The sequence below is a fragment of the Colwellia sp. C1TZA3 genome (assembly GCF_007954265.1).
Classification (GTDB): domain Bacteria; phylum Pseudomonadota; class Gammaproteobacteria; order Enterobacterales; family Alteromonadaceae; genus Cognaticolwellia.
In genome coordinates this window covers 16,400-30,149 of the sequence record NZ_VOLS01000049.1, presented here as the reverse complement: position 1 = coordinate 30,149, position 13,750 = coordinate 16,400, and the positions used below count along the sequence as shown (strand labels likewise).

Genomic DNA, 13,750 nt, shown 5'->3' with positions numbered 1-13,750 from the left:
CCAGATGATATTGATGCCTTGTTAGATGCAATTAATGACACGGGTGAAGAAGCTAGCAGTGAAGTGTCAGACCCAGATGATATCGATGCCTTGTTAGATGCAATTAATGACACGGGTGAAGAAGCTAACAGTGAAGTGTCAGACCCAGATGATATCGATGCCTTGTTAGACTCAATCAATAACACGGGTGAAGAAGCTAGCAGTGAAGTGTCAGATCCAGATGATATCGATGCCTTGTTAGATGCAATTAATGACACGGGTGAAGAAGCTAGCAGTGAGGTGTCAGACCCAGATGATATTGATGCCTTGTTAGATGCAATTAATGACACGGGTGAAGAAGCTAACAGTGAAGTGTCAGACCCTGATGATATCGATGCCTTGTTAGATGCAATTAATGACACGGGTGAAGAAGCTAGCAGTGAAGTGTCAGACCCTGATGATATCGATGCCTTGTTAGATGCAATTAATGACACGGGTGAAGAAGCTAGCAGTGAAGTGTCAGACCCAGATGATATCGATGCCTTGTTAGATGCAATTAATGACACGGGTGAAGAAGCTAGCAGTGAAGTGTCAGACCCAGATGATATCGATGCCTTGTTAGACTCAATTAATGACACGGGTGAAGAAGCTAGCAGTGAAGTGTCAGACCCTGATGATATCGATGCCTTGTTAGACTCAATTAATGACACGGGTGAAGAAGCTAGCAGTGAAGTGTCAGACCCTGACGATATTGATGCCTTGTTAGACTCAATCAATGACACAGGTGAAAAAGCTAGCAGTGAAGTCTTAGACCCTGATGTAGCAGCAACAGTAAGTAATCCAGCTGAAGCATTGGCAAGTGAGGATATTAGTAATAACGATATCGATACTTCAGCCCCATCGGATAATGAAAATATAGCATTGATTAATAATTTTACTGATGAATATGTGCAATCATTTTTAGACACTGACTTCAGTGAACAATCGCATGAGAGTGCTGACGAAGCAGCCGTTGTTGAGCCACAAGAAAACACATCCTCAGAGAGTAAAACTGAAGACTTAACTGCCAGCAATGAAGAAATTTCAGATGATTTTGATTTCGATATTGACGCTTTGATTGATGAGGTCAACCAAACTCCTGAAGCGAATGATGCACCATTAGATATTGGTGATGATATTCTTGATACTACGCTATTTGATAAAGAATTGGATAGTGACTTACTGAGTAAAAATACTGAAAATCAAGCGGCAGAGCAAGCTACTGAGGCTACGGATGCAGAAACTTTACAAGCTTTATCTGGCGACTTTGACGAATCAACGTTAGCCAAGTTGCTCAATGATGAAAAAGATAGCGATGATATGGTGGAATTATCACCAGACTTTACTAATAGCAATGTTCTAGCTGATTTATTATCTGGCAATGACAACCCAGCACTCAGTGATGTTAAAAACAGTACAAAGAACAACGCTGAAGAAGTTAATGGTATGAAAGAGCTGGATAGCTTAGATTTTGATGATTTATTGGCGAATATTGAAGAAGAGAGTAGTCAAGCTACTAGTGATAATGTGGAATCAAGTGATAATTTTGAAATCGGTGATGATCTTGACCTTGACCTCGAGATAGCAGAGGAAGATACAAAACTAGCAGAAGATAATTTGGATAACAAAACTAATGATAAAGATTTTATTTCTGTAGATTCTTTGTTATCTAATAGTCTATCAGATGGTAAGCCCAGTGAACCTTATGAAAAAATGAATATTGATGTCGGTTTGAGTGAATTTCCTGAATTTTCGGGTGATCTTACCGAAGACGATATTGACGATGACAATGGTATCGCAGCAAAATTAGACTTGGCTAAGGTGTATCTTGAGATGGGTGATGATGATAACGTCGAAGTGATTTTACTTGATGTTATTAAGCAGGGTGATGCACAACAACAATTTGATGCACAACAATTATTAGACAAACTAAAAGACTAACTAAGATTTAGCATCTAAGCTTTCTTTAGCTTAGCTTAGTTTAAAGGCTGCAATTTGCAGCCTTTGTTGATGCTTTTATCGACAGCACCATTGCATTAATTACCTTACGAGGATTAATCGATTTTTAGGCACAGGTTTATCGTTTCAGATTAAGCTTAAATACTGGCAGGCAAGGCTTTGCAAGGAGGATGGTTATTCTTGATAACAGCTTATCATTCTCTTAATGTTTTACTACCATATCAAACTGATCGCAGGCATATAAATTCTTAAACTCTTACCTCAAAGCCCATTAGGAAACTGATCACGGCGCCAATAGATAAATCATATCAATGTGAACAGCAGAGCGACTCAGGAGATAAAGCTTTGTGTTATTTCGCATGTTCAAACATCCTTATGCCAATCTCACTAATTATTTGATTATTTCATCTGGTTAAAACAGCCCACAACTACGTTATTTGTTTAATCATTATCGCTGCATGGATGGAGCTTATTAGACAATGCAGGCGCCTATTGTTCTGAACAACGAGTTATACCAATCCCATTAAGTTATTGCTCACTTGTACTAGTTAAAATAGCTCAATGCTGTGTTGCTCTCACTCCCAATAGCCAGCTATTGCTCAATCAAGCGCCTTACCTTGAATTATTTTTCCTGCGCACAACAAGATCACAAACTTAATGGAACTGGTATTATTAAAGTAAATGCCTTGTATTTGGCTGTTTCCCTTATGTATAAAGTAGGCCAGATAATTAATGAAACGGGTATTAATACCAAGTTGATTAATTACCTGCTCATTTTTAATGGTTAAAATGAATAACTATAGCGTTATAAAATTTATAAGGTGAATAACTACTGACTAAATTTTATGCCTTGTATTTATCCATTTTTCCTCATGAAAAAGTAGATCACTTAATTAATCAAATTGGTATAATATCGTACTAAGTTGATTAATACTTAGTTGATTAATACTTAGTTGATTAATAACCAGTTGATTAATACTAAGTAGATTAATTACCTGTTTATCTTTAAGGGGGAAAATGAAAACTACGATGTTATAAATTTTATAAGTAGAATAACTGCTTATAAAATTTTATGTCTTGTATTTAGCCATTTTTTCACATAAAAAAGGTGATCACTTAATTAACCAAATGGGTATAATTCATTATTTTAATGGTCATTACTCAATAGTCACTTGGTAATAACCAGTAAAATAATAGATAATGTCGTGATCTTAGCAGTGGAGGATAAAATGCGTTACGCTTTAGGCATAGAATACGATGGTAGTAACTACTACGGTTGGCAAAGACAAAAGAACGTTATTAGTGTGCAGGAGTCATTAGAAAAGGCTTTATCAAAAATAGCTAATGAACCGATTGAGGTAGTGTGCGCAGGCCGAACCGATACTGGGGTCAATGCAACTAATCAAGTCATTCATTTTGAAACTGATAAAGTTCGTAAAGATGTTGCTTGGACACTAGGCGTTAATACTAACCTGCCAAAAGATATTGCGGTATCTTGGGTGAAAGAGGTTAACGATGACTTTCATGCGCGCTTTAGCGCAACGGCTAGACGGTATCGTTATATTATTAATAACAATCGTTTACGGTCGGCGATTTTAAGCTCAGGTATCAGCTTTTGTCATTTTCCACTTGATGAAAATTTAATGCACCAAGCAGCACAATATTTGGTGGGTCAGCACGATTTCACTTCGTTTAGAACGGTGCACTGTCAATCACATTCTCCAATACGTACGCTACATCATTGTAATGTTTCTCGCCAAGGTGAGTTTATTATTATTGATGTTAAAGGTAATGCCTTTTTACACCATATGGTGAGAAACATTGCCGGTAGTTTGATGAAAGTGGGTCAAGAACTAAAACCAGTGAGTTGGCTAAAAGAAGTATTAGAGGCAAAAAATCGTTGTGTTGCTGGTATTACAGCACCATCAGCTGGACTATACTTTGTTGATGTGGATTACCCTGAGGAGTTTGAAATTCCAAAGCGCAATCCAGGACCATTGTTTCTACTATAATCAAGCATTAGAAGTAAACAGACCAGTTTTTCCTATAATTATGTAGGCGTTCTATGGTTTAATTCATAGTATTAGCAAAAATTTTTATATTTAGTGGTTGTATCTTAAACAATCATTAGATCTTTCGTGTATAGGCAAAAATATATTATGAGCTGGATTGAAAAGATTCTCCCAAAAGCAAAGTCGACACAAAAAAGAAATATTCCAGAAGGTGTTTGGAGTAAGTGTACTAGCTGTAACGCGGTGCTATATAAAGTTGAGTTAGACCGACAGATGTCAGTTTGTCCAAAATGTGATCACCACATGCGAATCTCTGCACGTAAACGCATTGATGGCTTTCTTGACCAAGGTGAGCGAGTCGAGCTAGGTGAAGAATTTGAAGCACAAGATATTCTCAAATTTAAAGACTCAAAACGCTATAAAGATCGTCTTTCAGCCGCGAAAAAAACTACCGGTGAAAAAGATGCCTTAGTCGTCATGAGAGGTGAATTATGTGGACAACCTATTGTTGTTGCTGCATTTGAATTCGGCTTCTTAGGCGGCTCAATGGCGTCTGTTGTTGGAGCGCGTTTTGTTAAAGGTGTTGAGTACTGTTTAGCGAATAATGTCCCTTTTGTTTGTTTTTCTGCCAGTGGCGGCGCGCGTATGCAAGAAGCCTTATTTTCATTAATGCAAATGGCAAAAACCAGTGCAGCTTTAGCAAAAATGAGTGAAAAAGGTCTACCATATATATCGGTATTAACCGATCCAACGATGGGTGGTGTTTCAGCAAGTTTGGCGATGTTAGGTGATATTAACGTGGCTGAACCCAAAGCATTAATTGGCTTTGCTGGCCCACGCGTTATTGAACAAACAGTACGTGAAAAATTACCTGAAGGTTTTCAGCGTAGTGAGTTTTTAAAAGAGAAAGGCGCGATTGACATCATTGTCGATCGCCGCGAAATGCGCAGTACTTTAGCAAGAATGCTTGCTAAGTTTATGGGACAAGATAGCCCAATAGCCTAACGGTAAACTCATGTCAAAAATGATTAAAGGCCATTCACCAAGAACAAATCTTACTGAATGGCTTTCTTATTTAGAGAGCCTTCACTCTGTCGAAATAGATCTTGGCTTAAAGCGTATTATCGCAGTAGCGAAGAATCTTAACATCGCTTTTCCCGAGTCAACAGTGATCACGGTGGCCGGTACTAATGGTAAAGGCACGACCTGTGCTTTTTTAGAAAATGCGTTTTTAGCACAAAACTTAACTTGTTCGGTTTACTCTTCACCTCATATTGAGCGTTTTAATGAGCGCTTGCGCGTTAATCGCTGTGAAGTCAGTGACAATGCACTTGTGAGCGCCTTTGAAACCATAGAAAGCGTGCGTGGCGATATTAGCCTAACCTACTACGAATACACTACGTTAGCCGCCTTGTTGGTTTTAATGGCAGAACAGCCCGAGGTCATTATTCTTGAAGTTGGCTTAGGTGGGCGTTTAGACGCTACCAATATGATCGACGCCGATATTGCCGTAATCACCACCATTGATTTAGATCACCAAGCATTTTTGGGTAACACGCGAGCAGCTATTGGTTTTGAAAAAGCGGGCATAATGCGGGCAAATAAAGTGGTGGTGGTAGGTGATACTAACCCCCCTAGCACACTAGTCGCTCATGCCAATGATATTGACGCTGTAGCTTATTATCGTGAGCAAAACTTTACTGTTGAACAAGGTCATAATAACATTTGGCATTGGCACAGTGGTGACCGTAAGTTTTCAGCACTGAGTTGCTGCAATATTCCTCAAGATAATGTTGCCACAGCGATTATGGTGTTAAGTGTTTTAGCTGATAAACTCAGCTTATTGTTAGATAGTGCATTTATTAATCAGATTATTGCTCAAACAAAAGTTGCGGGGAGAATGGAGAAATTCACCCTCGATTGTGACGTTATTTTAGATGTTGGTCACAACCCACAAGCAGCACGATATTTAGCGGCGCAATTGCAGCAGTTAAATTATCCTAAGGTTCATGCTGTACTCGGCATGTTGGTAGATAAAGATGCTACCAACACCGTAGCGCCATTATTGCCAGAAGTTACCCAATGGTATATTGGCACGCTTGATGTTCACCGAGGCTGTAAAGCAAAAAACATCGTTGAATCTACACAAATAGACAGCGCTAAGGTGAATTGCTTTGACAATGTCTCTCAGGCATTTAAAATGGCTAAAAAGAATGCAAAAGCAACTGATCTTATTCTGGTTTTCGGATCTTTCTATACAGTTGCTGAAATAAGACGTTTGTTAGTTTAGCCATGCTTGGAGTCTAATTTGTCTACACCATTTCAAAATCGTTTAGTTGGTACCATTATTGTTGCTGCTATCGCTATTATATTCTTACCAGATGTACTTGATGGTGACAAAAAAACTTACCAAGATAACTTTGAGGCTATTCCAAACACGCCTCAGGTAGATTTCCCACAAGCCAATAAAAAATTTCCAGAAGAAAAACTGGCTAATTTGCCAACAGAGCCTATTTCTGATGAACTTGCACTGGATGATCAAAGTGTTATCGACTCGGCAAAAGCCCTTAAGGAAAAAGGTATTACGGTGTCTACTTTATCTAAAGAACCGGTTTTCTCAGCTGCGCCGGCAGTCGTGTCAGTAAAAACCTTAGTGGCTGAAACTATAAAAACAGCACCTAGCAAAGCGATACCTCAACAGGCTTGGGTCATTCAATTGGGCAGTTTTCGTCATCAAAATAATGTTGATGCATTACTGAGTAAATTACAAAAAGCAGGCTATACCGCTTTTACTAAGCCTATTAAAACTAAAAATGGTAACTTGACCAAAGTGTGTATTGGGCCTGAATTGATTAAGTCATCGTTGGAAGCACAGCTATCTGCGTTGAAAAAATTGACTAATGTGCAAGGTAAAGTGGCTCGCTTTTATCCAGCTAAATAATAAAATTAATAGTAAATCCTAGCCGCCTTCTGATAGAATGCGCGCCTCTAATCAATGAGAATATTCGATTTATGGTTTGGATAGATTATACCATTTTGGCTGTCATTGGCATTTCAGCTTTAATTAGCTTAGTGCGTGGCTTTGTCAAAGAAGCTGTGTCATTAATTGTCTGGATCAGTGCATTTTTTGTTGCTAGCAGCTTCTATGTTAACTTATCGACCCAACTCACCAATATTTCTGATCAACTGCTGCGTAACGCCGCCTCGATTACCATTTTATTTATCTCCACCTTAATTTTAGGTGCGCTTATTAATTACATCATTGGTCAACTTGTTAGCAAAACCGGTTTGTCTGGTACCGATAGGGTACTGGGTATCGTATTCGGGGCGTTAAGAGGTGTATTAATTATAGCTGCGGTATTATTTTTTATGGATGCGTTTACACCCGCTTCCTCTAGAACATGGTGGCAGAGTTCGCAATTAGTTCCAGAATTTACATTAATAGTTGAATGGTTTTTTGAATATCTCAAACAATCTTCAAGTTTTTTAGCTTAGTATTTAAACTTAGTTCGTCGGAGAAGAAATTCATGTGTGGTATTGTTGGTATTGTCGGTAAAACACCCGTTGTTACAGCTTTATATGATGGTTTAACGGTATTACAACATCGTGGCCAAGACGCAGCAGGTATCGTGACTATTCACGATAATACCTTTAGGTTGCGAAAAGGTAACGGTTTGGTGAAAGATGTTTTTCATACCCGTCATATGTTACGTCTACAAGGTAATATGGGTATTGGTCATATTCGCTATCCAACAGCAGGAACATCAAGTTCATCAGAAGCGCAGCCATTTTATGCCAACTCACCTTTTGGTATTTCCCTAGCGCATAACGGCAATTTAACCAATGCCGAAGAATTAAAGTTATGGCTTAATACAGAAGCGCGTCGACATGTTAATACGACATCTGACTCTGAATTATTATTAAATATTTTAGGTCACGAACTACAAAATTCAGAGCAACATACCCTAGACCCAAGTGATATTTTTAAAGCGGTAAGCAAGGTTCACAAACGTGTTCGTGGTGCTTATGCCACCGTTGCCTTGATTATCGGTTACGGCATGGTGGCATTTCGTGATCCTAATGGTATTCGTCCTTTGGTATTTGGTAAGCGCGAAACACCATCAGGTGTTGAATACATGGTGGCGTCTGAATCGGTAGCACTTGATGCTAACGAATTTGAGTTTGTGCGTGATGTTGCCCCTGGAGAGGCGATATTTTTTACCGAATCTGGTCAAATCCACAGCCAACAATGTGCTGAAAATCCATCATTTCACCCGTGTATTTTTGAATACGTCTATTTTGCTCGTCCTGACTCATCTATTGATAAAATTTCAGTTTATGGCTCTCGTGTTGAAATGGGTAAAAAATTGGGTGATAAAATCGCTAAAGAATGGGACGACATCGATATTGATGTTGTTATTCCAATCCCAGAAACGTCTTGTGATACGGCACTAGAAATTGCTCGTCATCTTAATATTCCATACCGCCAAGGTTTTGTTAAAAATCGTTATATTGGCCGTACTTTTATTATGCCGGGACAAGAGCTGCGTAAAAAATCAGTACGCCGCAAGCTTAACGCCATTGGTACAGAGTTTTTGGGCAAAAATGTCTTGTTAGTTGATGATTCTATTGTGCGTGGTACAACGTCAGGACAAATTATTGAAATGGCCCGTGCTGCGGGCGCTAAAAAAGTGTATTTCGCTTCAGCGGCACCAGAGATTCGTTTCCCCAACGTTTACGGCATTGACATGCCAAGTGCCAATGAGTTGATTGCTCATGGTCGTGAACTGGACGATATTTGCGAGCTTATCGGTGCAGATAAATTAATTTTCCAAACATTAGAAGATTTAGTCGCTGCGGTTTCAACAGAAAACCCAGATATTACCGAATTTGAAACCTCGGTTTTTAATGGCGAATATGTTACTAAGGATATTGATCAAAGCTATTTAGACCGATTAGACGCTTTGCGTAATAATGACACTAAAGAAACCTCTGATAAAAATGCTGACTCAATTATTGATATGCATAATGAAGGCTCAGAATAATTATATTAATATTTTAATATTAAAATATTAATATTTTGACATTAAAAAACCGCTAACTAAGCGGTTTTTTATGTTCAGGATGAACGGTATGTCGTGATCACATGGATGTGAAAGAACGACGATGTTTAGGATGAACGGTATGTCGTGATCACATGGCCATTCTTAGCCATCCATGGCTCCACGGCATTAGTGCATCCATACACGTCGATGTGAAAGAACGACGATGTTCAGAATGAACGGTATGTCGTGATTACATGGTCGTTCCTAGCCATCCATGGCATTAGTACATTCTTGTACGTCGATGTTTGATTTTATAATGTTAGCTAATGTATTCAACACCTAAGCCAGAGCTAAAAACGATGGCACTTGCCGCCATCAGCGCCACAATTAGCACTAGCCCACAAGTTACAACAGAGCTTGAATAAATAAAGCCTTTTTCTTCAGGAATATTCATCATAATGGGTACGCCTGAGTAAAGCAGATATACCGAGTAACACAGCGCAGCTAATCCGGCTAGAGCGACAAACCAAAGTACCGGAAACAGCGCGGCTAAGCCCACCATTAATAAAGGTGTTGCTGCATATGCGGCTAGCTCTAATGATTGAGTGAAGTTTGGTGTTGAGTCAAAGGTTTTTGCCATCCATTGGATTAAAACTGCTAGGGAAAGTACACCGATAATTAAACCAATATACATTGCGATGGACATAAAAATCGCATTTGATTCAGTTAATCGAATGGGATCTCCTGCCCCTATTGCCCAGCCAATATGTGCGGTGGCATAGTAACCACAAATAGCGGGAATTAACGCGATGGTGAGAATATGCACCATAGAATAAGTTAAGCTTTCGTGACGTTTCTGAATAGTTTGCCATTCTTTTTTAGGTGCAGTGTAAAGCCCCCAGATATGATTTAAGATCATGTTATCTACCTCTCTCTGTACCCAAACTCTGTATCCAAAATTATTGCAGATATAAGTAAAACTCTGCAACCTGACTTTAAATCAACGTTATTTCTTATTGCTGATATGCTATTTATGTAAGATGAAGAGGGATTCGTCAAGGGTTGATTGATATTTAGACGTAAATATTTTTTTTTAGCCGTCCATCAGTCTGCTAGTGCGGTTTTTATACTGAAAAATGATCAGCAGACTTTAATACGAACTATTTTCATGACTTCAAGTTCAAAACCGGCAACCGTTTCTTTAGTTGGATAATAGGTGATATTGACCTGTTGGTTTTGTAACGACTTATAAAGTTTTTTTCTACGATACTTAAAAGGCACATCAATCCCCTTTAGCATGATGGTATTTAGATACCAATTATCAACTTCACGCTGCACATGTGAGAGCACAGTTTTTTGCTCACTATGAGTAAGGGCTTGATGTTTTTTTGTTAGTGATTCAGCGTCAGTTTTCTTCATTATTGTATTCACTATATTTTTGGTTAAAAATAAGTTTGTCGAGTTAACTTGTTAAGCAAATACTATAACAAATAGTGCCACTTTATTTTAGTTAATTGCCGACTTTTAACGCGATTTTTGGATAGTTGCTAGCATAAATGAATGATTATTTAGTTATTTAAACAACCATAATTTTAATTATAGAGAAAAATAAATGTTTACTGCCACAGCAGCCACGTAAGTTGTTATGAAAGTCACTTATTAAAATAGCATAGCGATGAACTATAGACTGTGCTTAGTAGAAAATGAGTAAAAAACTATTAACCTGCTGAAAAATAATCAGTAAAGAGCAGTAGAACCTAATACATAGCTGCGAAAAAACAAATAAGCAAACATAATGGTGTTAATAATGTAACTGTGAAGGTAAAATTAGCGTTATTGTGTTGACCGTTATTTTATGTAGTCTAGTCAAAGGTAATTGAAATTTTATGGATTATTTTGAACAGTTAGGTGTCAGTAGAGTATCGACCACCTTAGAGATTAAAAAAGCTTATCGAAAACTCGCTAATAAATATCATCCAGATAGAAATGATAGTGTTGAAGCTAAAGAAAAATTTCAATTAATTCAGCAGGCCTATGATGTTATTGCTGACCCGAAAAAACGCTCTTTATACTTAAAAAATAACTATACCGTGATCTCCGATGCTCGAGAAATTGCTGACTCCTTTTGGCAAAACGCTATAAGCTAGGTAGTAATTAAGCTTTAAATGAGTAGCTCAATTTGCCTCTCCATTAGGAAATAAAGAATGCAATCAGAAACAAGTATTCCTGAGTATTTAACTGATGATTTTTCTCTGTATTTAGAGAATATGACCTCATTAGCTGATCCTGAAAACCCTGACTTATTATCAAACTATGTCGCGATGTTATTCGAACAATTAAAGCAGATGCCGTTATTATTTACTGGTATGGTTGATCAATTAGCGATGGCGATATCAACTAAAATTAGAGTCGACAGTAAAAGCCTGGAAAAAATAAGCTTTACCCTTGAGCCTTCTTGGGCTGAAATAAAACCTTTTGTCGGAGTGCATCCAGATGCTAGAGCCTGTATTACTGAGATAATGACGCATGCTGAACAAGACCTAAAAACCGCTGTTTTGCTGATTCATTTCTATAACCGCTATGATGCGACGCCTTTAAAAGCACAAGCAGATGAAGACGATCAGCTCGCAGATGATGAATATCATGACTATGATGAGAATTATTAAGGCAATGAACAATAGATGTTATAAAATCTGCCTTTAATAAATAAAAAATTTTATTAATTATCCAATAGATATCAGTTTTAAGGAATGACCTTGACAAAAAATGCATTAATTCTTGCTAGCGACATTATTGAGCAAGCACAACTGAGTGGTCGCCGTGCGGGCACCTCACTAGAAGCCATTGCCTCTGAACAAGGCGATGAGAAAATGCTTGCGGTACTAACAGAGATGGATATCTTAACCGTAGCTAAAATTGTGCGAGAGCATGATGCCACCATACCTTCCATTGCCACATGGTTAATGGACGCAGATTCAATTAAACAACTATTAAGTGTTGAACCTTCATATTGGCAAAACATTGATGAAGACCATGTGTTTTGTGCGCAAACAGAAGCACACAGTTTATTAACACAAATATTTCTCTCTTCTGATGATGAAGAAAAACAATTAGAAGTATTAAAAGCCATTGTTGAAGATGATTTTGGGCTTTTATATCTTTCTTTACCGTTTGTTGGACACGACTTTACTGAATTAGAAGAAGATGAAGAGCAAACTTCAGGCAGCATTGAAGAACTGTTAATGAAAATAAAAACATTAAGCGAAGAAGCTTATCGTGAAGTGATGACAGTGAGTACCAATGGTACACTTGAGAATATTGAAAATGCGTTAAAACAAAACGCCAATAAACATCGTGTTACAGCCCTTGAAATGGACACCGACGATATGTTTGCGCCACTGTAATGTAAAAACACTGTATTTATTAAGAGTGCGTTGAATATTAAACTTCAGCTTTGGACAACGAAAAATCCATCAATTAGAAGCTAAAAATATTGAGGCTTGCTGCTAATAAATAATGAAAAATTTGAGGTGAAGCTTTTCAAACTATCCACAAAGGCTCAGGGTTATTTACCCGGCTAACGCTGTTCGTCGTTTATTTAGTATTAGTAATAGACATTCTTTATTGCTTTGTATGAAAAACCACCAGCAGAGATAAAGATCAAGCCAAGCTCACCAATATGAACCGTTTTAATTGATTGGGATCCATTAATGACCATTGCAGAGTTAAGAAATCATCCTTTTTTACTTTTAGTATTAAAAGACGGCGAAAATGACGGCTATTTTACTGCCGAGTTTATGCGTAAAACCAAACAACAATTAATTGATATGTCGTTAAGAATAGCCTCTGATAACCTCTCAATAATTTATGCCGATCAAATAAAAAAAGGCTGTGAAATTGTATTAGGTATGAGCAATTTAGGTTTATTAGAACTTTGTGATAACGATACTGAGCAAGCCAAGGTAATACTAAAAACCCATGGTATGGTTTATTGCTTTAGAGCCGGCTGGGCAAAGTATGCTCAGTTAAAAGCCATATCACCATCATACTTCGACAGTATTTCTATTCTTTCTTATGCCTTAGCCATTAATGATAGCTCAGATATTCGCCTTATGCATGCCACTTTAGTAGATGAAGGCTATCAAAGCGCTAAGCTTTTGCAGGTGTATAAAACCATTGCTGCGAGCTATTGTGCTAGCACTATACTTATTGATAGTGATGAAGAGGTATTGAAATTTGAATTACAACGCTTTCTTAATAGCGCTATTGCATTATTACTGATTGATTCTGAAAAGAAGATTTTCACCCATAGCTTATATCAACAGTTAACTACTTACCTTTTGAGCACAGAAAAAGAGCGAGTGCTGTTTAAAATAGAGCGTTGTATTATTAGTTTTATAGAAAAATTATCAGTGTTAACCAAGGGCGATCTTCAAGCGATAGCTTTATTGGATTTTACGGAACTGAAGGGAATTATTTATCAACAAAAAAATATCGCTATTTATATACAAGAAATATTAGAGCTACCTATTACCGTCGCCAATGAGTTAAATGGTGATTTTGATGGCGGTTACGACTTTCATGCTGATGATGAAGACGATATTGCATACTTAAGACCGGACGCTTCATAACATCAGCAGGTATTTGAGCGATTTTATTTTAAATTAGTTATACTCGTCGATATTGAATTTGTATATATAATAGGTCACATGCAGT

13 protein-coding genes are annotated in these 13,750 nt (G+C 37.7%); 11 read left to right on the top strand and 2 right to left on the bottom strand.

Annotated elements, in window-relative coordinates; genetic code table 11:
* From ESZ39_RS13560 to purF, 7 genes are all read left to right on the top strand, one after another.
* A partial coding sequence (locus ESZ39_RS13560) for a FimV/HubP family polar landmark protein (protein WP_317615720.1) occupies window positions 1-1,959 on the top strand: 1,959 nt, incomplete at its 5' end.
* Window positions 1,960-3,206: 1,247 nt separating this feature from the next.
* On the top strand, window positions 3,207-3,989 hold the full coding sequence (gene truA, locus ESZ39_RS13555; protein ID WP_146880438.1) for a tRNA pseudouridine(38-40) synthase TruA: 783 nt from the start codon (window positions 3,207-3,209) through the stop codon (window positions 3,987-3,989).
* A 147-nt stretch (window positions 3,990-4,136) separates the two neighbouring features.
* Complete coding sequence (accD, locus tag ESZ39_RS13550; protein ID WP_146880437.1) at window positions 4,137-4,994, top strand: acetyl-CoA carboxylase, carboxyltransferase subunit beta; 858 nt, start codon at window positions 4,137-4,139, stop codon at window positions 4,992-4,994.
* Between the two features lie 10 nt (window positions 4,995-5,004).
* The gene (gene folC / locus ESZ39_RS13545; protein WP_146880436.1) at window positions 5,005-6,279 is read left to right on the top strand and encodes a bifunctional tetrahydrofolate synthase/dihydrofolate synthase; all 1,275 of its coding nucleotides are present in this window, start codon (window positions 5,005-5,007) and stop codon (window positions 6,277-6,279) included.
* A gap of 18 nt (window positions 6,280-6,297) precedes the next feature.
* The gene (locus ESZ39_RS13540) at window positions 6,298-6,930 is read left to right on the top strand and encodes an SPOR domain-containing protein (RefSeq protein WP_146880435.1); all 633 of its coding nucleotides are present in this window, start codon (window positions 6,298-6,300) and stop codon (window positions 6,928-6,930) included.
* Window positions 6,931-7,001: 71 nt separating this feature from the next.
* On the top strand, window positions 7,002-7,484 hold the full coding sequence (locus ESZ39_RS13535; protein WP_146880434.1) for a CvpA family protein: 483 nt from the start codon (window positions 7,002-7,004) through the stop codon (window positions 7,482-7,484).
* Between the two features lie 32 nt (window positions 7,485-7,516).
* Window positions 7,517-9,034, top strand: a complete 1,518-nt coding sequence (gene purF / locus ESZ39_RS13530) for an amidophosphoribosyltransferase (RefSeq protein WP_146880433.1) — start codon at window positions 7,517-7,519, stop codon at window positions 9,032-9,034.
* Window positions 9,035-9,353: 319 nt separating this feature from the next.
* Here purF and ESZ39_RS13525 read toward each other — a convergent pair whose 3' ends face one another.
* Both ESZ39_RS13525 and ESZ39_RS13520 read right to left on the bottom strand, forming a co-directional pair.
* Entirely contained in the window at window positions 9,354-9,953 is a 600-nt protein-coding gene (locus tag ESZ39_RS13525) for a Yip1 family protein (protein ID WP_146880432.1), read from the bottom strand.
* A gap of 221 nt (window positions 9,954-10,174) precedes the next feature.
* Complete coding sequence (locus ESZ39_RS13520; RefSeq protein ID WP_411266882.1) at window positions 10,175-10,453, bottom strand: hypothetical protein; 279 nt, start codon at window positions 10,451-10,453, stop codon at window positions 10,175-10,177.
* A 467-nt stretch (window positions 10,454-10,920) separates the two neighbouring features.
* Here ESZ39_RS13520 and ESZ39_RS13515 point away from each other — a divergent pair, with 467 nt between their 5' ends.
* From ESZ39_RS13515 to ESZ39_RS13500, 4 genes are all read left to right on the top strand, one after another.
* A complete protein-coding gene (locus ESZ39_RS13515; protein WP_146880431.1) occupies window positions 10,921-11,181 on the top strand; it encodes a DnaJ domain-containing protein in 261 nt (86 codons plus the stop codon).
* 57 nt (window positions 11,182-11,238) lie between these two features.
* Window positions 11,239-11,700 carry a hypothetical protein gene (locus tag ESZ39_RS13510; protein ID WP_146880430.1) on the top strand — a complete coding sequence of 154 codons (462 nt, stop codon included), beginning with the start codon at window positions 11,239-11,241 and terminating at the stop codon, window positions 11,698-11,700.
* A gap of 90 nt (window positions 11,701-11,790) precedes the next feature.
* Window positions 11,791-12,438 carry a hypothetical protein gene (locus tag ESZ39_RS13505; protein WP_146880429.1) on the top strand — a complete coding sequence of 216 codons (648 nt, stop codon included), beginning with the start codon at window positions 11,791-11,793 and terminating at the stop codon, window positions 12,436-12,438.
* Between the two features lie 306 nt (window positions 12,439-12,744).
* A complete protein-coding gene (locus ESZ39_RS13500) occupies window positions 12,745-13,665 on the top strand; it encodes a DUF6178 family protein (protein WP_146880428.1) in 921 nt (306 codons plus the stop codon).
* The last annotated feature ends 85 nt before the right edge of the window (window positions 13,666-13,750 follow it).